Raw genomic sequence first — 19,208 nt, forward strand, 5'->3', positions numbered from 1 at the left:
GGGCGTCGCCGAGGGGGTTCCAATCAGACGATGCGCCTGATCTTCAATCTGTCGCTGCTGTCCGTCGCCGTCATCGCCGCCGGGCCGGCCGCAGCCCAGACGCTGACGCCGCTGGCGGAGGCGCGCCTGCGCCACGAGCATGTCGAGCAGGACGGCCTGCCCGAGCATGCGGACGCGGTCACCGTTCGCGTCCGCGCCGGGTTGCAGGCCCGCGAGGGGCATTGGACCGCGCTGGCGGAAGCGCAGGGCAATCTGGCGATCGTCGGCGATTATTACGACGGGCTTGCCGGTCCGGCGACCGTGCGCCCGCAGATCAGCGACCCGCAGAACGTCGCGCTCTATCGCGCGCAGCTGCAATATCGCAGCGACGCGTTGACCGTCACCGCCGGCCGCCAGCGCATCCAGCTCGACGACGAGCGCTTCGTCGGCGCCGCCGCGATACGCAACAACGGCCAGACCTTCGATGCGGTGCGCACCGAGCTGACCCCGGTCAAGGGCGTCAAGGCCGACGTCACCTATGCCTGGGGCGTGCGGACGGTCTGGGGGATCGACGGGGCGGGTGCGCGGCAGCAGGCGATCGGCGGCAACAACGTCTTCGCGACCTTGGGGGTGACGACACCGGTCGGTACGCTGGCCGGCTTCGCCTATCTGGTCGATCAGGACGAGGCGATCGTCCAGGGCTATCGCCTGTCGAGCCAGACCTATGGCGCACGGCTGGCAGGATCGCGCGGCTTCGGCAAGACGAAGCTGGCGTGGACCGCGAGCCATGCGCGCCAGTCCGACTATCACCGCAACCCCAACGATTATGCCGCCGATTATTGGCTGGCGGACATCGGCCTCGACCTCGCCGGTCCGAAGGTGGGCGCCGGCTATGAGGTGCTCGGCGCGGGGCGCGGGCGCAGCCGCGGCGCCACGCTGGCGAGCTTCCAGACGCCGCTCGCCTCGATCTTCAAATTTCAGGGCTGGGCCGACAAACTGACCACCACGCCCGCCGACGGCATCCGCGATCTTTACGGCAGCGCCGGCTGGGGCTGGCCGCAGCTCGGCGCGCTCAAGGCGGTGAGCGTGCAGGCGGTCTACCACCGCTTCGAGAGCGACCGGCTGGTGCGGCACTATGGCAACGAGATCGACCTGCTCGCGCAGGCGCGCATCGGGCGCACCGTCGCCAGCCTGCGCTACGCCGACTATCGCGCCGACCGCTTCGCCACCGACACGCGCAAATTGTGGTTGCAGATGGACTGGACGCTGTAGCGATCGGCGAAAGAGGAGGATGACGTGACGCTTCATGGCTGGTGGCTGTTCGTCGGCGCGGTGTTCCTGCTGTGCGGAACGCCGGGACCGAACATGCTCCACATCCTGTCGCGCAGCGTTGCGCTCGGCGCGCGGCGCAGCGTCGCGGCGATGGCGGGATGCCTGACCGCGCTGGTGCTGGTGCTCGCCGCCTCCGCCGCGGGGCTCACCACGCTCCTGCTCGCGCTGCCCGGGGCGTTCGAGGTGCTGCGCTATGCCGGCGTCGCCTATCTGATCGTCCTCGGCGTCAAGGCGTGGCGGGCCGACGTCGCGCCGATCGACGTCGGCGCGGGCACGCTGCCGCGCACGGTCTCGCTCGCCGCGCTGTTCCGCGGCGGCTTCGCGATCGGCATCAGCAATCCCAAGCTGCTGCTGTTCGCCGCGGCCTTCCTGCCGCAGTTCGTGACGCCGACGGCACCGCAGGGGCCGCAATTCGCGATACTGGTGGTGACCTTCGCGGCGCTCGAATGCTTCTGGTACGGCGTCTATGCGATGGGCGGCCGCTCGCTGTCGGCGCATCTCGCCCGGCCGACGGTGAAGCGCGCGTTCAACCGTCTCACCGGCATCATCTTCATCGGCTTCGGCGCGGCGCTGCTCCGCGCCAAATCCGCCTGAGCGTCATCCGCCCGCATCCGTATGGAATAGTCCGAAACGGTAATGAACCGAACGACGGGCGCGGAGTTGATGCGGGTCGGCCGGCCCCGCGCGGGTGCCGGACGCATTCGGAAGGACATGAGATGACACGCAAGCATATCGCCGTCGCCGCCGCCCTCAGCTTCGCCCTCACCTGCGGCGCCCCGGCCATGGCGCAGACCGTCCGCGAGACGAAGGTCGATCACGACACCAAGGTGCATGACGGCGTCGCCACCACCACGACCAAGGTGACCGAAACCAGCAAGCGCAAGACGCACCGTCCCAAGAAGGTGCTCGGCGTCAAGGTCGGCCACAAGACGGTCAAGCACAAGGTCTTGCGCGAAACCTCGGTCAGCTCGAACGGCGACCGCAAGGTCGCGGTGAAGACCAACTGATCCGTCGTCTGTAAGAAGCCCGGCGGCAAGTTGTAGCTACCACCCATCACCCCGGACTGGTTCCGGGGTGACGGTTTTCTTGAGGCGATCGACGAAGCCTCGTGAACGCCTCGGTCGTCGCCGGCGACTCACCGCGACCGTCACAGCGCGAACCGGATAGTGCCGACCGCGCGGCGCGGATCGCCGATCGCCACCCCATAGGCATTGACCGCCGACGTATAATACGTGCGGTCGAAGACGTTCTTGAGATTGAACTGCAACGCCACCGTCCGCCCGGCGAGCGTCGTGTCGTAGCTGACGAAGCCGTCAACGACGGTATAAGCGGGCAGCCAGAAGCTATTGGCATTGTCCCCGGGACGCCGCCCGACATAGCGCCCGCCGCCGCCGAAGCGCAGCCGGTCGTCTCCCGCCAGCGCCCCGACGTCATAGGCGAAGAACAGCGAGCCGGTATCGCGCGCGACGTTGGCGAGCGACCGGCCGGCAAACACCGGATCCTCCGTCGTCCGCGCATCGGTATAGGCATAGCTGCCGATCAGGCTGAGCGTCCGCGTCACCTGCCCTGCGAGATCGAGCTCGACGCCGCGCGAGGCGGCGCGACCCGCGGTGCGATAGACGTTGAGCGCGGTCTTCGCATCGAACTGCCGGACCAGCACGTTGCGCTTGTCGATGTCGTACAGCGCCAGTGTCGCGGTGATGCCGTCGGGCAGATCGAGCTTCGCGCCCACCTCGTAGGAGCGGCCGCGCTCGGGCGGCATGGCGGAGGTGATGACGGCACCGCCGTCGAGCGGCGCGACGGTGGAATTGGGCTTCAGCGAGCGCGTGTAGCTCGCGTAGAGCGAGACGACGTCCGCCGCCTTCCACACCAGCCCCGCCTGCGGGACGAACGACCAGCCATCGAGATCGGTGTTGGTGACGAACGGCCGCCCCTTCCCCGCCTGCTGCCGGAAGCCGATCAGCCGGCCGCCGGCGGTGACGATCCAGCGGTCACCGAGGTGGATCGCGTCTTGCCCGAACAGCGAAACGTTGTGGAGTCGGTCGGTTTGGTCGCTGTCCGTCGGCGAGACCGCGGTCGGGAACGGCTTGCGACCGTAGACCGGCCGCAGCACGTTGAAGCCGTAACGCACCTTCTGCCGGATGAGGTCGCGGCGATAATAGCGCCGATATTCTCCCTCGACGCCGAGGATGACGTGGTGCTCCGCGCCGAAGAGACCGAAACGGCCGTCGGCATAGGCCTGAACATAGGCGTCGGTGCCGAGCGATCCGCGGGTGGCGTCGTTGCTGCGGGTCAGCGTCGCCTTGGCGGTGTCGATCCCGGTGACGCGCAACTGGCCGGCATCATAGCTTTCGCTGTTGAAGCTGGCGGCGAGATGCGCGGCCCAGCCGTCGCCGAGCTGATGGTCGACCGCGAGCTGGACGAGATGGCTGTCGCCCCACATCCGGTTGACGGGATCGTCGAGCCGCCGGCGGCGCGGGATCGCCAGCGGCGTCAGCGTGCGCGGATCGAGCGCGATGCCGCGGTCGAACGGATAGGAGAAGCGGCGATATTCGTACCACAGCACCGCCTGCGTCGTGGCGCCGTACCAGCCGAGCGACGGCGCGACGAGCGTGTCGCGGCGGGTGCCGAAGACGCGCCAATAATCCTCGTCCTGGTGATCCAGCACGATCCGGCCGGCGAGCGCGCCGGCGATCGGCCCGGTCAGATCGACGGTCGCCTGCAGCCCGGCGCGGCCCGCGGCATAGCTCGATCCGGTCAATGCCACGGAGCCGCTCGTCGCGAGCAGCGGCTTGCGGCTGACGATGTTGATGACGCCGCCGGGGTCCATGATGCCGTAGAGCAGCGAACTCGGCCCCTTGAGCACCTCGACGCTCTGTGCGGCGGCGTTGAAGCCGCGGCCCTGCACCAGCGGCATGCCGTTGTGCATCACCGATCCGTCGCGATTGCCGCCGAAGCCGCGCTTGAGGACGGTATCCTGCGTCGCGGCGAGCGTATTGCCCTGGGTGATACCGCTGACGTTGGCGAGCACCTCGTCGAGATAGCGCGGATGCTGATCGCGGATCACCTGCGCAGGGACGATGTTGACCGCCTGCGGCGTGTCGAGCGTCGTCGCGGCGGAGCGCAACGTCGAGGCGTCGGGGGTCGGCTGGTAGCGGTCGTCGGCGCCTTTCGGTGCGGGCGAGGCACGGCCGGTGACGACGATATCCTGCCCCAATCCGGTCGGCGGCGGGCGGTCGTCCGCCGCCGATGCCGGTGCCGCGACGGCGGGCGTCGCCGCCGCCAGGCCCGCGGCCAACAGGCCGCTGCTCCAGATGTTCATGATTGCCGTTCCCCCTTCGAACGGCGCCCCGTAATCAAACGCTAAGCGTTCGCAATAGCGCTGTCGGCCGTTTCAACGGGTGATCCGCTCAACCTCCGCTCCCGGCTCGAAAGTTTTTTCGCGGTTTAAGCGGGAATGTCACAATCCTTGACCAAGGGGACGCGGCACGCCGCAACGGCGGCAGCGATCAGCACATCGAACGATCAACAGTGGGGCCTCATGTTCAAATCCGTTCTCGCCACCAGCACCGCGCTCGTCTCGCTCTGCACGATCCTCGCCGCACCGGCCTCCGCCCAGACCGCGGCGCCCCAGGCGGATGCACCCCAGACGGCCGACGCCGCGACGGCGCCCGAAAAGACCGGTGCCACCACGCCCGAGCCGGCGGATCGCGACATCATCGTCACCGGGTCGACGCGTGCGCAGCGCCGCTTCGACGCCTCCTATGCGATCAACACGGTGACGCAGGCGGACATCGAGAAGATTGCGCCGGTCAATTTCGCCGACCTCATCGGCCAGCTTCCCGGCTTCCAGACCGAGATCACCGGCGGCGAGGTGCAGAACATCTACCGCATCCGCGGCCTGCCCAACGACGGCGGCTTCGTCAGCTTCCAACAGGACGGCCTGCCGCTGTTCCACGAGAATGACGGCGTCTTCTTCCGCGGCGACGCGATCCTCAAGCCCGACCTGATGACCGAGCGCGTCGAGGTGGTCCGCGGCGGCCCGGCGCCGGTCTATGCCAGCTATTCGGGCGCGATCGTCAACGCGATCGAGGTCACCGGCCGCGACACGGTGCGCGGCAAGGCGCAGCTGACGCTCGGCGATACCGGCATGTACCGCGGTGATTTCGTCCAGTCGGGGCCGCTCGGCGACCGGACCTATTATGCGGTCGGCGGCTTCGTCCGCTATCACGACGGCTATCGTGACAACGGCTTCCCCAACGACAAGGGCGGCCAGTTCCGCGCCAACATCAAGCACGACCTCGACAACGGTTCGCTGCGGGTGAGCGTCAACTACGTCAACGATCACAACGTCTTCTACCTGCCGATCCCGACCGCCGACCCGCGCAATCCGTCGGTGTCGCTCGACCGATACATCGATTATTTCAGCGGCACGCTGAACTCGCCGGCGTTGCGCAACGTCGACCTGCGCTACCGCAACGGCGCCGGCGTCGTGCAGAACGAGGCGAGCGATCTGGGCGACGGACGCCACATGCGGATGGTCAACGTCGGCGCGCAATATGACGCCGAATTCGACGGCTGGCTGGTCTCCGCCAAGGCCGGCTTCACGATGGGCAAACTCGACTTCACCGCCTTTTATTCGACGACCAATCCCTCCGATGCGAATGCCTTCGCCAGCGGCTATCAGGCGCGGGCGACGACTGCATTCGGCCCCGTCACGTCGCTGGGCTACGTGCTGGCGGGCACGAACACGGTCTACGATCCTTATGGCGCGTCCGGGCTGGTCATGCAGGGCCAGTATCGTGACATCCATTCGAAATTCTATTCGAACCAGATCAATCTGTCGGTCGCCAAGAAGTTCGAGACCGGCTTCGGCAGCCACGACCTCAAGCTCGGCCTTTACGGCAGTCTGTATGGCGAAGACAGCCGGACGATCTACCAGAACTATCTGATCGAGGTCGCGAGCCGGCCCCGCACGCTCGATCTCGTCGCCTACAATGCCGCCGGTACGCGGATCGGTCGGGTCACCGACAATGGCGCGCTCAGCTACGCCGCGACGCTGACCAAGGGCGATTCCGACGCACAGATGATCGCGGTCTTCGCCAACGATACGTGGGAGATCGTGCCGGGACTGCGCATCGATGCGGGCATCCGTCACGAGCGCTATAACTACAACGGCTATGCCTTGCTTACCGGTGCGGCGAACCTCGGCGATGCCACCACGCTGGCCGACGATGCGACCCGCGCCTTCACCGGCGGCATCATCAACCAGCGGCTGAAGACGCACGCCACCAACTGGACAATCGGCGCCAATTACGACTTCAACTCGCATATCGGCATCTACGGCCGCGCCGCGCATCTCGAAACGCCGCCGAGCGTGCAGACCGTGATGAGCATCAACCCGACGATCATCACCACGATCGCCAACCAATATGAGGCCGGCCTCAAGCTCGCCGCCGGCCGTTCGTACCTGTACGTCACCGGCTTCTACACCAATTTCGATCCGCTCAACGCCTCGTTCCTCGCCTTCGACCCGACGACGGGGCGTAACGACGTCAACGTCCCCTTCATCGGCAAGGCCAAGGTCAAGGGCGTCGAGTTCGACGGCGCGCTGGCGGTCTCGCCATGGTTCATGCTCAACGGTGCGCTGACGGTCAGCGACCCCGAATATCGCAACTTCCAGAACGCCAATGGCGCCGACCCGGCGCAGGCCGAGGGCAAGCAGATCGTCCGCCAGCCGAAGATCTATGGTAACATCCGCCCCAGCTTCGACTTCGATCTGGGCGGCAATGCGATCTCGCTGTACGGTCGCTACACCTATATGGGGAAGCGCTATGTCGACTTCTACAATCGCACGGCGCTGCCCGCTTATGGCACGACGGGTGCGGGCGTGACGGTGCGGCACGGAACGTGGCAGTTGCAGGTCGTCGGCGACAATCTGTTCAATGCGCACGGCCTGACCGAAGGCAATACGCGCACCGATCAGGTCAGCGGCCAAGGCAGCCCGGAGGCGATCTACGGCCGGCCGATCTTCGGCCGCAACGTCCGCCTCGTCGTCGGCAAATCGTGGTGAGGATGCGGCTGGCGGCGGCGGCGCTGATGCTGGCGGGCGCGCCCGCCGCCGCCGCGCCGGCCGGCGACCGCGTCGTCGCCGCGCTGTCGCACCGGCTGTTCCCGCTGCTCGACGCACTCGGCGGCGACCCGGCGGCGACCGCCCGGCTCGAGGCACAAGCCGGCGTTGCGGCGATGCTCGCGGCGCGCGCCGCGCGGCGCACGGCGTGCGCGCAGGATCTCGCCTGTCTCGCGCAGGCGATGGTGTGGACGCCCGAAGAGGGCGCTGCGCTCACGGCGGCGGTGCCGGCGAACGCCAGCCGTGCCGATGACGGCGCACGCGCGCAGGCGGCGCGCGAGATCGAGGGGATCAACACGATCCTGCGCACCTATGCGCTCAATCAGGTGCCGCGCTACCCGCAGATCGACGGCGCCGGCACACTCGATCCGCTCGAGCTGCGTGCGCGGGTGCAGGCGGCGGACTGGCTGGCGCGGACGCCGCGCGGCGGCTCGGCGCAGGCGCTCGACCCCAGCGTCGAATTCGCGCTGGCGCTGCTCGACGTCAGCGACCGCACCGACGCGATCGGCTTCGAGCCGATCACCGGCGGCCTCAACGCGCCCGCCGCCCGGCGCGCGCGCACGCTCGACTGGGCGCGCTGGCGGTATAGCGCGCTGATCCTCACCGGCGTGGGCCCGGAAACGCCGGACGCGGCGCTCAGCCCCTATGGCAAATATCACGTTCGCCTCGCCGCGGACCGGTTCGCGCGCGGCGATATCGCCTTCATCCTGCTGACCGGTGGCCGCGCCCATCCCCGCGCGACGCGCTTCACCGAGGCGGAGCAGATGCGCAGCGCGCTGATCGACCGCTACGGCATCCCCGCCGAGGCGATCCTGATCGAACCCTATGCGCGCCACACCACGACCAATTTGCGCAACGCGACACGGGTGCTCGCCGCGATCGGCGCGCCGCTCGACCGCGACACGCTGATCGTCTGCAATCCCGGCCAGAGCGAGACGATCGCCAGCCCGGCCTTCGCGCAACGCAACCGGACGGAACTCGGCTACGAGCCGGGCACGGTCGGTCGCCGCCTGTCGCCGACCGAGCTGGAATTCCGCCCGTCGCTCAAATCACTGCGCATCGATCCGCGCGACCCGCTCGACCCCTGATCCGAAAGCCTCCGCCGATGCGCCGCTTCCTCTTCGCCGCTCTCGCCCTGCTGCCGACGCCCGCGCTCGCCTGGGGCGGCACCGCGCATGCGGTGATCGACCTTGCCGCGATCGCGGCGATCCCCGACGATGGCCCGGTCTTTCTGCGCCGGCACGTCGACTATATCGCCAGCTCCGCCGCGCTGCCCGACGCGTGGCGCAACGCCGCGGAGAATTTCGCCAAGATCGAGGAAGACCCGAACCACGGCTGGTTCCGCGAGCAATTCGCTTTCCTGAAGCCGATCCCACGCTCGCGCTATGAATTCGTCATCGCGCTGTTCAAACACTATGAGGCGATCAAGCGCAGCGATCCCGCCACCGCGGCGCGCACCAACGTCCGCTGGACGGGCACTCTCCCCTATGCGGCGATGGAGGCGTATCAACGGATCATCGTCTGCATGCGGCAGGTCCGCGCGGCGCAGGCGGCGCAGCGCGATGCCGCCTTCGCCGAACAGCATTGCGCCTTCGATGTCATCCGCCTCGGCCATTATATCGGCGACGGTGCGCAGCCGCTGCACGACTCGGTCAACAGCGACGGCTGGCGCGGCGCCAATCCCAAGGGCTATACGACCGATCGCTCGATCCACGGCCGGTTCGAAAGCGGCTTCGTCGACGGCATGCGGCTGACCGCCGCCAATCTCGCGCCGCGCATCGGTGCCCCGGGACGGCGCAGCGGCGACATGTTCGACGCGATCCTCGCTTTCCTCGATACCGCCGGCGACCAGATGGAGCGCGTCTACATCCTCGAACGGCGCAACGGCTTTCGCGACTTCGCCGACAAGGACGTGCGCGCGCTGATCTACGAGCGGACCAGCGCCGGCGCGACGATGTTGCGCGACATGCTGTGCCGCGCCTGGGCGGAAAGCGCGGTGCCGCCGGCCGAGGTCAAGCCGTCGCCGATCGACTTCGACAACCCCCGCTTCGATCCCGAGACGGGGTCCGCGCCGGGCTGAAAGAAGTTTTCGGAAACGCAGCCATTCCGTGCGCAATCTTGTGACGGCTCACGATCGGGCCCAGTTTGTCGCGATGAAGAACATCGGCTTTCTCTCGTTCGGCCATTGGTCCGACGCCCCCGGTTCGGCGACCCGCTCGGCGCAAGACGTGCTGCTCCAGTCGATCGACCTCGCGGTCGCGGCGGAGGAGCTCGGCGCGGACGGCGCCTATTACCGCGTCCACCATTTCGCGCAGCAGCTCGCCTCGCCCTTCCCGCTGCTCGCCGCGGTCGGCGCGCGGACGAAGCGGATCGAGATCGGCACCGGCGTGATCGACATGCGCTACGAGAACCCCTTCTACATGGTAGAGGATGCCGGCGCCGCCGACCTGATCAGCGGCGGGCGGCTGCAATTGGGCATCAGCCGCGGCTCGCCCGAACAGGTGATCGAGGGCTGGCGCCATTTCGGCTATGCCCCCGCGCCCGGTGAGAGCGACGCCGACATGGGCCGCCGCCACGGCGAATTGTTCTATGAACTGCTCGCCGGCAAGGGCTTCGCCAAGCCCAATCCGCGGCCGATGTTCCCCAACCCGCCCGGTCTGCTGCGGCTCGAGCCGCATGCCGAAGGGCTGCGCGAGCGGATCTGGTGGGGATCGAGCAGCGACGCCACCGCGATCTGGGCGGCGCAAAAGGGCATGAACCTGCAGAGTTCGACGCTCAAGGCCGACGAGAGCGGCGAACCGTTCCACGTCCAGCAGGCCAAGCAGATCCGCGCCTATCGCGCCGCCTGGCAGGAGGCGGGCCATGCCCGCACCCCGCGCGTCTCGGTGTCGCGGTCGATCTTCGCGCTCATGAACGATCGCGACCGGCAGTATTTCGGCCGCGGCGACAGCAGCGACCAGATCGGCGTGATCGACAATATGCGCGCGGTGTTCGGCCGCTCCTATGCGGCCGAACCCGAGACGCTGATCGACCAGCTCCGCGCCGACGAGGCGATCGCGGAGGCGGACACGCTGCTGCTGACGGTGCCGAACCAGCTCGGCGTGGCCTATAACGCCCACGTCATCGAGTCCGTGCTCCGCCACGTCGCGCCCGCGCTCGGCTGGCGCTGAGCGCGGTTACTCGCCGAAGCGGAACCGGAAACCAAGCCCGATATAGCGCCCCTCGTAGCGCACATCGACCGGATAGGTCCGTGTCGCGGTATAGTTGTTGAAGTTCTTGAACGGCCCGGCGAGGATGTTGGTCACGTCGAAGCTCAGCGTCACTTGCTTGAGCACGTCGTAGCTCAGCGAATAGTCGAGCCGCTTGATCGCCCGCACGCCGACCCCGGTATATTGCGAACCGTCGGTATTCTGCCGGTAATTGGAAATATAGTCGGACCGGTAATTGTACGAGAGGCGGGTCGTGACCCCGTATTTCTCGTAGAAGACGGAGGCATTACCCGACCATTTCGATACGCCCGTCAGGCGTACCAGCGGCGTCCCGACCCCAAGCGCCTCCGGCAAGGCGTTCCGCCCGTTGATGAAGGTCACGTTGCCCTGCACGCCAAAACCGCTGAGCGCGCCGGGCAGGAAATCGAAGAACGTCTGGCCGCCGACCTCGAACCCCTTGATCTTGCCCTTGCCGGCGTTCTCCGGACGCGACAGGCGGACGACGCCGAAGACCGGGTCCTGGATCTGGCGTTCGTAATTTCCGATGAAGCCAAACAGGTCGCGATAGAAGGCCGCGAACGTGATGCTCGACGTCGAGGTCGGATAATATTCGGCGCTGACGTCGTAATTGTTCGAGGTCAGCGGTTTCAGGTCAGGATTGCCGCCGGATCCGGTGGCGTTGACGTTGAGCAGCGGCGAATCGGGATCGACGACGCCGCCGGCGATATTCTGGGTAATGACGAGCGCCGGGTTGAGCGTGCCGAAGTCGGGCCGCGTGCGTGTCTTCGTATAGGCAAAGCGGAGCTGCAATTGTTCGAGCGGCTTGATCCGCAGACTGAGGTTGGGCAGCACGTCGACGTAATTCTGCTTGATCGTCTGCGGCGTCAGAGTCTCGACATCATTGTTGTAGATGCGCGACGTACCGGAATAGGTGCCGGCCGTATTGACCAGCCGGACGCCGAACGTACCGTCGAAACCCACCGAGCCGATATCAAACTGATATTTGCTCTGAGCGTAAGCCGCGTAGCTTTGCTCCTTCGCGTAGAACTGGTCGTACGGCTGGATCGGCACGTCGTCGGCGAGGAATTTGGTCAGCGCGTCGCGATAACCGGTATCCGTCGGGTTCAGCGCGACCAGTTGACGCAGGGCGGCAATCGACCGCGTGCGCAGCGCCGCGACGTTCCCGGCAATACCGTCACGCGTCGGCATCAGATATTGGGTAAATTTCTGGGCGTCGCCGCGAAACGTATTCTGGATCAGCTCAAGCTGGCCCACGGGAAGGCTGGCGAGCGGGACGTTGAGCGGGAGCGTATAGGCATAACGATTGCCGTTATTCGCCGATGCGTCGCGATCGGTGTAGCGAAAGCCGAACTTGATCTCGGGCAGCGCTTCGATCTCGGTGTCGAGGACAAGATCGCCGCGCCATTGCCAACCCTTGCCCTTGGCGACGCCGCGGCTTTCGTAATAACCGCGCCAGATATAATTGTCCGGGTTCTTCGCGTCGAACCCGACGAAGTCGAAGGACGAGCCGTCCTGCACGTCGAACGCGGCATTGACCGTTGGCGAACTGGCGAAGGCGCTGTCGAAGCTCCAGCTACGCGCGCCATATTCGGAACTGGTATAGGCAAGATCGGTCGACAGCACCGCCTTGTCTGTATGCCAGATCGCCCCGAACGCGCTGATAGGTGTTGGTATAATCGGCGCCGGTGCTGCGATACGCAGTCGGCGCGACACCGCCGCTCTTGGTCAGGCTTGCCGCCTGATCGGTCCGACCGGGCATCAGCACGACGTTGGAGATGACCGGCGCGCCGCGAACGCTGTCGATCCCCCGCAGATCGGCGGCGAACCAGTCGGTCGCCTGCCGGCCGCGATAGCCCTGATAGATGCCGTCGAAATAGACTTCGAATTTGTCAGACGGCTTCCACTGAAGCGCCATATTGCCGGACGGGCGATACCGGCGGCCGCCGCTGCTGTAGAGGCCGACCGAATAGGGATAATAGAATTGGTTGCCGGCACTCGCCGGCGTGACCGGCGACAGCGAGCTGACCTTCTGCACCGATTGGTCGTTGTAGCGCACCGCGTTGCGATACTGCTGTTGCGCATAGGTGACGTTGGCGAGGAAGCCGATCTCGCCGATCGGCGTCGTCCAGCGATCCGATATGAGGATGTTGCCGGTCGGGTCGTATTTCTTGCTCTGGTCGTTGTACGTGCCGCGAAAACCGCCGCCGACGAACAGGCCCTTGAAGTCGAGTGGCCGCCGCGACCGAACGTTGATCAGGCCGGCGAGGCCCGGCTCGATCAGGTCGGCGGTGCCCGATTTATAGACCTCGATGCCGGCAAGCGCCTGCGCCGGAAAGTCCTGTAATGCGACGTTGCGGTTCTGGGCGGTGAAAATCTCGCGACCGTTATAGGTCGAAGTCACGTCGGGCAGACCGCGGACCAGCACGCCGGTCGCCTCGTCGTCGAAGCGGGTGACCTGCACGCCGGGCAGCCGCGCCAGCGCTTCCGCCGCCTGATTGTCGGGGAGCTTGCCGATGTCCTGCGCGACCAGCGCATCGACGATCGAGTCCGAGGTCTGCTTGATCCGTTGCGCCGATTGCAGGCTGGCACGCAGACCGGTGACGATGATGTCCTGGTCTTGGCTCAGCTCCTCCGTCTCGCTGCCCTGCGGCGTGGCGCTTTCGGTCTGGCCATTCGGCGCGGCCAGCGCCGGCGCCGCGAACAGCGCGAGCGGCGCCACGGATAGGAGGAACGTTGCAGCTTTCATGGTTAAACTCCCCTGATAATCTTTACCGAATCAGACTGTTATCCGTCGGGTTTCTCAAGGAAGTGGATATCGTATACGCCAAACGACGGTCAATGTTGCAAAACGGTGACACCCGTTTCGCGCCTAGCGGCAAGTAAATCGTTGAATTAAAACACGTCCTATTCGCTTTCCGACTTGGACGTCGCTGCCCGCCAAAAGATAAAATAGCCGAACAGACCGGACAGGATCGATGCGACGAGGATGCCGAGCGACGCCTGTTCGGTCTCGGCGACATCGGCGAAGGCGAGTTCGGCGATGAACAGCGAGATGGTGAAGCCGATACCGGCGACGCCGCCGATACCGAGCACCATCTGCCACGTAACGCCCTCAGGCAACGTCGCCCGCCCCAGTCGCGTCGCCAGCCAGGTTGCGGCGAGGAAGCCGAGCGGCTTGCCGATCACCAGCCCGACGACGACACCCGCGCTCAACGGCGAATGCAGCGCCTTGCCGACCAGCTCGGGTGAGAAATGGATGCGGACGTTGGAAACCGCGAACAAGGGCAGCACGATGTAGGAGACCCACGGGGTCAGGACCCGGACGAGCCGTTCGGCGGCCTCGTCGGTCGCCGCGGCCATTTCGTGGATGTAGCCGAGCCGCTGTTGCGCGTGATCGCGCGCCTCTTCCTCGACCGCGGGATCGTCGGTATCCTCGGCCGCGGCGACAGCTTCCTTGAACTGGTCGACGGGGCGCTGCACGCGTTCGGCGAACACCCTTTCGGACAGGCGCGAGCTGGTCGGCAGCAGCAGGCCGACCGCGACCCCGGCGATCGTCGGATGGATGCCCGAGCCGAACACCCCGATCCACACCACGAGGCCGAGCAGGACATAGGGGATGGACGCGACCCAACGCAGCCGCAGCAGGCCGACGATGCCGAGATACCCCGCCGCCGCGAGCGCCACGAACCACCAGTCGATCGTCGCGGTATAGGCGACCGCGATGACGAGCAGCCCGAAGACGTCGTCGATCGCGGCGAAGGCGAGCAGCACCGCGCGCACCGCCGGCGGCAGGCGGTTGGTGAACATCGCGACGATCGCCAGGCTGAAGGCGGTGTCCATCGCCGCGACGACGCCCCAGCCGTGCTGCGTCGGCGTGCCGTAATTGAAGGCGAGATAGAGAGCGACCGGCACCACCAGCCCGCCGATCGCGCCGGCGACGGGGAAGATCGCGGTCTGCCACGAGGCGAGCGATCCCTTGACGAACTCCCGCTTCACCTCGGTGCCGATGATCAGGAAGAACAATGGCATCAGCGCATCGTTGATCCATTCGGCGGCAGGCCGGCCGAAGGTCCAGGCACCGTAGCTGAAGCTTACCGGCCGGTCCCACAACCGCACGTAGTCGGCGCCGAACGGCGAGTTGACGACGACCAAGGCGACGATCGTCGCGATCAGCAACGGTCCGCCCGAGACCTGGCCGATCGCGAAAAACGGTTCGATTTTCTGCAGGATCGCCGCAGCCGGCGAATGATGGGCCCGTGCCGCGACGCGCCCGGACAGGCGGGGGTTGAGAGCCATGGAATTCCTGTTCAGCAAACCTTGGGAAATGATACGGATAAGCACTCCGGTGCGTTCCCGGCCGCGCTCACCCTCGTAAGCCTTGGTGGTGCAGATTAGACGTAGCTAGCCGCCGAGTTGTTCGTCGATCTTTGCCTGAGCGACGTTGCCGACAGTGCGACGATCATGCTTTGTACCGGATCGTCAAAGTGTCGAAGCCAATTCGGGACGCAGGCCTGAAATTGTTCCTTTGACTTTCGACCGTCAAAGGGCATGTAGGTTACAGCCGAGCCTCCCCCAGGTGTCCGGCGCCTTTTGTCCGACGAAGCGAGTACCCCCCATGACGACGGAAACCAACACGGTCGAACTGGCCACCGAGCTGACCATTGCCTGGCTCAGCAATCCCAACACCCGCACCAATGCCGACGACGTGCCCGCCTTTCTTCAATCGATGCATGCCGCGGTCGGCCGTCTCGCCAGCCCCGACGCCGCCGAGCCCGAGCAGGCGGCGCAGGACTATGTCCCCGCGGTTTCGGTGCGCAAATCGCTGGCGTCGCGCGATCACATCATCTCGATGATCGACGGAAAGCCGTATCGCACGCTGCGCCGGCACCTGACCACGCACGGCCTGACGCCGGACGACTATCGCCAGCGTTATGGCCTGAAGCCCGACTATCCGATGGTCGCGCCGTCCTACAGCGAGAGCCGCAGCGCGATGGCGAAGACGATCGGCCTGGGTCGCAAGGCGGGCCAGAAGGTCGATCAGGGCGCCGGCGCCGCTACCGGTGCCGCCAAGGCGCCGCGCAAGGGCGGCAAGGCCGCGCTGCAGGCGGCCAAGGATACGCTCGGCACCGACGAGGAATAAGACCCTCGCGATGCAGACCACGGGCGGCCCTCAGCGAGGGCCGCCCGTGGCACGATCCCTCATTCCAGATCGTTTTCGCTGATCACGATCAACGGCTGATCCGGGTTGCGCGCCAGTGCGGCGAGCCCCGCCTCGGCGATCTCGTCCGAGAAGCGGTTGAACATCTCGACCGCATCGTCTTCCTCGGGTGCGTCGCCACTCAACGCCTCGAGCACGTCATATTGCACGGCGAATTGCAGTTCCTCGGCGTCGACCTCGCCGGAGAATTCGACCTGGCGCTCGTTCGGATTGTCGAGGATGGAAGCATTGTCGATTTCGAGCTTGTCTGCGGCCACGTGGTACCTCTTTCGTCAAATCATCCCGCGATCGGCGGGTCAGGTCGGATAGCGCTGGGCGTCGGATGATGTTCCATGCCGGCGCGCCATCGACCATAACGCGCCCGTATCAAAAGTGCGATCGGGTCGCGATGCCTCACCGGCCTTGCCTTCGCGGCGGCCAATGCGCAAATGGCCCCGCATGACCTCACCCTCCCGCCGCGGCTTCCTGCGCGATGCCGGTCTCGGTGTCGGCGCGCTCGCCGTGCCGTGGCTGCCGGCCTGGGCGCAGCCGGTGTCGACGGGGCTCGCGCCGGCGCTGCCGACGCTGACCGGCCTCGATATCGCGCTCACCGTCGATCACCTGATGGCGACGATCGACGGCCGGCCGACGCATGCGATCGGCGTCAACGGCACGCTGCCGGCGCCCTTGCTGCGCCTGCGCGAGGGGCAGCGGGTGCGGCTGGCAGTGACCAACCGCCTCGCCGAGGAGACGTCGATCCACTGGCACGGGCTGCTGGTGCCGTTCCAGATGGACGGCGTGCCGGGGATCAGCTTCCCGGGCATCGCACCGGGCACCACCTTCACCTACGAATTCCCCGTCGTGCAGGCGGGGACCTATTGGTATCACAGCCATTCCGGCCTGCAGGAGCAGATGGGGCATTACGGCCCGATCGTCATCGATCCCGCCGGCGCCGATCCGATCGCGGCGGACCGCGAACACGTCATCGTGCTCTCCGATCACAGCCCGCTGCACCCGCATGCGATCTTCACCAAGCTGAAGCAGCAGGGCGGCTATTTCAACTATCAGAAGCAGACGCTGGCCGGGTTGCTCGCCGGGCGGGACCAACCGGCCAAGGATCGCCTCGCCTGGGGCGGCATGCGGATGGACCCGACCGACGTCTCCGACGTGACCGGTGCCACCTATACCTATCTGGTCAACGGTCATGGCCCCAAGGACGACTGGACCGCACTGTTCGCGCCCGGCGAGCGCGTACGGCTGCGCATCGTCAACGCCGCAGCGATGACCAATTTCAACCTGCGCATCCCCGGCCTGCCGCTGACGGTGGTGCAGGCGGACGGGCAGACCGTGCGGCCGGTGACGGTCGACGAACTCCAGATCGCGGTCGCCGAGACCTATGACCTGATCGTCACGCCGGCGGATCGCGCCTATACTGTGGTCGCGGAGGCGTGGGACCGGTCAGGGATGGCACGGGCGACGTTGACCCCGCGGCTCGGCCTGCGCGCGGCGGTGCCGCCGCTGCGCCGGCGTCCGCTCGCCACGATGCGCGACATGGGGATGGGGGAGATGGCGGGGATGGCCGGCATGCATCACGGCATGCGCGATTTCGCCGCCGAGCCGGACGTGCCGAGGACGCCGGTCGTGCAGACGATCGCGCCGATGCCCGCGGACCGGACCGGCGAGCCGCCGCAGGGCCTCGCCGATACCGGCCACCGGGTGCTCGTCTATCGCGATCTCGTCGCGCAGGAGGTCAATCCCGATCCGCGCGCGCCGTCGCGGCAACTTCGCATCCACCTGACCGGCAACATGGAACGCTATATGTGGGCCTTCGACGGGGTGAAGCTCAACGCGGTCACCGCGCCGATCGCGTTCCGCGAGGGCGAGCGCGTCCGCGTGACGCTGGTCAACGACACGATGATGGCGCACCCCATCCACCTGCACGGCCATTTCTTCGAACTGGTCACCGGCCATGGCGACCACAGCCCGCGCAAGCATACGATCAACGTCGCGCCCGGCGGCACCGCGACCTTCGATCTCACCGCGGATGCGCCGGGCGATTGGGCGTTCCACTGCCATATGCTCTACCACATGCATGCCGGGATGATGCAGGTGGTCAGCGTCCGCCCCGACCCCGCCGCCGGAGCGGGCGCATGAGCGCGCTGCTACCTGCGCTCGCGCTCGCCGCGGCGCAGATGCATGACATGGGCGGGATGCAGATGCCCGGCATGCAGATGCCCGCACCTGCGCGTCCCAAAGCCAAGCCGAAGGCGAAGCCCAAGGCGCGGCCGGTGACGCCCCGCTCCGCGGCGCCCGCCGCACCCACCGCCTGCCCGCCCGAACACGCCGCGATGGGCCATTGCACCGCAGCCGCCCCCCCAGACGCCATGCCCGACATGCCCGCAATGGCCCCCGCTCCCGCGGCAGCGACGGCCACCGGCACCGACCAGCCCGCCGGCAATGCGCCGCCGCCCGCACCGCCGCGGGATCTCGCCGCCGCGCGCTTCTATGATCCGGCGGCGATGGCGGCGGCGGACCGGCGGATGCGCGCCGAACACGGCGGCATGACCTTCGGCCAGATCCTGTTCGACTTCGCCGAGGTGCAGGTGCGTAACGGCCGCGACGGCCTGCGCTGGGACGGCGAGGGCTGGTATGGCGGCGACATCCACCGGCTGGTCGTCAAGAGCGAGGGCGACGGCAGCACCGACCGGATCGATCGGGCGGAGATACAGGCGCTCTATTCGCGCGCGATCGGCCCCTATGTCGATCTGCAGGGCGGCCTGCGGCAGGACCTCGGCGCCGGTGCCAAGCGCACCTATGCGACGGTCGGCGTCGAGGGGCTGGCGCCTTACTGGTTCCAGGTCGAAGGCGCGCTGTTCCTGTCGGACAAGGGCGACCTGCTCGGCCGCGTCCAGGCCTATTACGACCAGCGCGTCACCCAGCGGCTGATCCTGCAACCGCGCGCCGAACTCAACGTCGCCGCGCAGGACGTGCCGGCGAGCGGCATCGCCGCGGGACTGTCGGAGGCCGAGCTCGGCCTGCGTCTGCGCTACGAGATACGGCGCGAGGTCGCGCCTTACGTCGGCCTGTCGTGGGAGCACCGCCGGCGGCCGACGACGCACGACGATGCCGGCGGCGCGGCACTGGTGGTCGGCGTGCGCGGCTGGTTCTGAGCGTCCGCACGAAACCCGATAGAAGCCATTCAGAACAACATATTTTAAGCAGTCTTCAACGCCGACGCGGCAAAGGAGCATCATGCGGTGGCGGTGGTGCTCCTTTGCTATGGGTCTGGCGGGTGCCGCATGCGCGTTGACCGGCTCGGCGGCACGCCCGACCGCCGCCC

Annotated in this window: 15 protein-coding genes; 10 read left to right on the top strand and 5 right to left on the bottom strand. The window is 67.0% G+C overall.

Going from position 1 to position 19,208, the window contains the following annotated elements; translation table 11 throughout:
• The first annotated feature begins 30 nt into the window (after positions 1–30).
• The 3 genes from FFS23_RS17910 (at position 31) to FFS23_RS17920 (ending at position 2,318) form a co-directional block, all read left to right on the top strand.
• The gene (locus FFS23_RS17910) at positions 31–1,251 is read left to right on the top strand and encodes an alginate export family protein (protein WP_137899667.1); all 1,221 of its coding nucleotides are present in this window, start codon (positions 31–33) and stop codon (positions 1,249–1,251) included.
• A 24-nt stretch (positions 1,252–1,275) separates the two neighbouring features.
• The gene (locus tag FFS23_RS17915) at positions 1,276–1,905 is read left to right on the top strand and encodes a LysE family translocator (RefSeq protein ID WP_038658979.1); all 630 of its coding nucleotides are present in this window, start codon (positions 1,276–1,278) and stop codon (positions 1,903–1,905) included.
• 122 nt (positions 1,906–2,027) lie between these two features.
• Complete coding sequence (locus FFS23_RS17920; protein WP_137899668.1) at positions 2,028–2,318, top strand: hypothetical protein; 291 nt, start codon at positions 2,028–2,030, stop codon at positions 2,316–2,318.
• Positions 2,319–2,458: 140 nt separating this feature from the next.
• On the opposite strand, the gene FFS23_RS17925 is transcribed toward FFS23_RS17920, so the two are convergent.
• Positions 2,459–4,633, bottom strand: a complete 2,175-nt coding sequence (locus FFS23_RS17925) for a TonB-dependent siderophore receptor (protein ID WP_249340744.1) — start codon at positions 4,631–4,633, stop codon at positions 2,459–2,461.
• Between the two features lie 219 nt (positions 4,634–4,852).
• On the opposite strand from FFS23_RS17925, the gene FFS23_RS17930 reads away from it, so the two are divergent.
• The 4 genes from FFS23_RS17930 to FFS23_RS17945 all read left to right on the top strand — a co-directional run bounded on the left by FFS23_RS17930 (position 4,853) and on the right by FFS23_RS17945 (position 10,611).
• Positions 4,853–7,384, top strand: a complete 2,532-nt coding sequence (locus FFS23_RS17930; RefSeq protein ID WP_137899669.1) for a TonB-dependent receptor — start codon at positions 4,853–4,855, stop codon at positions 7,382–7,384.
• A gap of 2 nt (positions 7,385–7,386) precedes the next feature.
• Positions 7,387–8,529, top strand: a complete 1,143-nt coding sequence (locus tag FFS23_RS17935; RefSeq protein WP_137899670.1) for a YdcF family protein — start codon at positions 7,387–7,389, stop codon at positions 8,527–8,529.
• Between the two features lie 17 nt (positions 8,530–8,546).
• The gene (locus FFS23_RS20225; RefSeq protein WP_171009544.1) at positions 8,547–9,521 is read left to right on the top strand and encodes a phospholipase C/P1 nuclease family protein; all 975 of its coding nucleotides are present in this window, start codon (positions 8,547–8,549) and stop codon (positions 9,519–9,521) included.
• Between the two features lie 73 nt (positions 9,522–9,594).
• Positions 9,595–10,611 (top strand): LLM class flavin-dependent oxidoreductase, encoded by a 1,017-nt coding sequence (locus tag FFS23_RS17945; RefSeq protein WP_137899671.1) that lies wholly within the window; start codon positions 9,595–9,597, stop codon positions 10,609–10,611.
• 6 nt (positions 10,612–10,617) lie between these two features.
• Here the strand turns inward: FFS23_RS17945 and FFS23_RS20540 are convergent, their stop codons facing one another.
• The 3 genes from FFS23_RS20540 to nhaA all read right to left on the bottom strand — a co-directional run bounded on the left by FFS23_RS20540 (position 10,618) and on the right by nhaA (position 14,967).
• Positions 10,618–12,294, bottom strand: a complete 1,677-nt coding sequence (locus tag FFS23_RS20540) for a TonB-dependent receptor (protein ID WP_249340745.1) — start codon at positions 12,292–12,294, stop codon at positions 10,618–10,620.
• Positions 12,245–13,417: a TonB-dependent receptor plug domain-containing protein gene (locus tag FFS23_RS20545; protein WP_249340746.1), complete on the bottom strand. Its 1,173-nt coding sequence runs from the start codon at positions 13,415–13,417 to the stop codon at positions 12,245–12,247. The genes FFS23_RS20540 and FFS23_RS20545 overlap by 50 nt, the downstream gene beginning before the upstream one ends.
• Positions 13,418–13,575: 158 nt before the next feature.
• A complete protein-coding gene (gene nhaA, locus FFS23_RS17955; protein WP_137899672.1) occupies positions 13,576–14,967 on the bottom strand; it encodes a Na+/H+ antiporter NhaA in 1,392 nt (463 codons plus the stop codon).
• A 319-nt stretch (positions 14,968–15,286) separates the two neighbouring features.
• Between nhaA and FFS23_RS17960 the strand changes: the two genes are divergently transcribed.
• The gene (locus FFS23_RS17960; protein WP_137899673.1) at positions 15,287–15,811 is read left to right on the top strand and encodes a Ros/MucR family transcriptional regulator; all 525 of its coding nucleotides are present in this window, start codon (positions 15,287–15,289) and stop codon (positions 15,809–15,811) included.
• 59 nt (positions 15,812–15,870) lie between these two features.
• Here FFS23_RS17960 and FFS23_RS17965 read toward each other — a convergent pair whose 3' ends face one another.
• Positions 15,871–16,146, bottom strand: coding sequence for a DUF1488 family protein (locus FFS23_RS17965; protein WP_038658953.1), 276 nt, complete (start codon positions 16,144–16,146; stop codon positions 15,871–15,873).
• A 181-nt stretch (positions 16,147–16,327) separates the two neighbouring features.
• Between FFS23_RS17965 and FFS23_RS17970 the strand changes: the two genes are divergently transcribed.
• On the top strand, positions 16,328–18,022 hold the full coding sequence (locus tag FFS23_RS17970; protein WP_137899674.1) for a copper resistance system multicopper oxidase: 1,695 nt from the start codon (positions 16,328–16,330) through the stop codon (positions 18,020–18,022).
• Positions 18,019–19,038, top strand: a complete 1,020-nt coding sequence (locus FFS23_RS17975; protein ID WP_137899675.1) for a copper resistance protein B — start codon at positions 18,019–18,021, stop codon at positions 19,036–19,038. Before FFS23_RS17970 ends, FFS23_RS17975 begins: the two co-directional genes overlap by 4 nt.
• Positions 19,039–19,208: the final 170 nt, after the last annotated feature.

This window comes from Sphingomonas sp. 2SG (genome assembly GCF_005503285.1).
GTDB lineage: Bacteria > Pseudomonadota > Alphaproteobacteria > Sphingomonadales > Sphingomonadaceae > Sphingomonas > Sphingomonas taxi.

Excerpts from the sequence above, each read along its gene's own strand:
- FFS23_RS17970 (WP_137899674.1), top strand. The coding sequence starts at position 16,328 with ATGACCTCACCCTCCCGCCGCGGCTTCCTGCGCGATGCCGGTCTCGGT.
- FFS23_RS20225 (WP_171009544.1), top strand. The coding sequence starts at position 8,547 with ATGCGCCGCTTCCTCTTCGCCGCTCTCGCCCTGCTGCCGACGCCCGCG.
- FFS23_RS20545 (WP_249340746.1), bottom strand. The coding sequence starts at position 13,417 with ATGAAAGCTGCAACGTTCCTCCTATCCGTGGCGCCGCTCGCGCTGTTC.
- FFS23_RS17975 (WP_137899675.1), top strand. The coding sequence starts at position 18,019 with ATGAGCGCGCTGCTACCTGCGCTCGCGCTCGCCGCGGCGCAGATGCAT.
- FFS23_RS17935 (WP_137899670.1), top strand. The coding sequence starts at position 7,387 with ATGCGGCTGGCGGCGGCGGCGCTGATGCTGGCGGGCGCGCCCGCCGCC.
- nhaA (WP_137899672.1), bottom strand. The coding sequence starts at position 14,967 with ATGGCTCTCAACCCCCGCCTGTCCGGGCGCGTCGCGGCACGGGCCCAT.
- FFS23_RS17920 (WP_137899668.1), top strand. The coding sequence starts at position 2,028 with ATGACACGCAAGCATATCGCCGTCGCCGCCGCCCTCAGCTTCGCCCTC.
- FFS23_RS17960 (WP_137899673.1), top strand. The coding sequence starts at position 15,287 with ATGACGACGGAAACCAACACGGTCGAACTGGCCACCGAGCTGACCATT.
- FFS23_RS17910 (WP_137899667.1), top strand. The coding sequence starts at position 31 with ATGCGCCTGATCTTCAATCTGTCGCTGCTGTCCGTCGCCGTCATCGCC.
- FFS23_RS17930 (WP_137899669.1), top strand. The coding sequence starts at position 4,853 with ATGTTCAAATCCGTTCTCGCCACCAGCACCGCGCTCGTCTCGCTCTGC.
- FFS23_RS17945 (WP_137899671.1), top strand. The coding sequence starts at position 9,595 with ATGAAGAACATCGGCTTTCTCTCGTTCGGCCATTGGTCCGACGCCCCC.
- FFS23_RS17925 (WP_249340744.1), bottom strand. The coding sequence starts at position 4,633 with ATGAACATCTGGAGCAGCGGCCTGTTGGCCGCGGGCCTGGCGGCGGCG.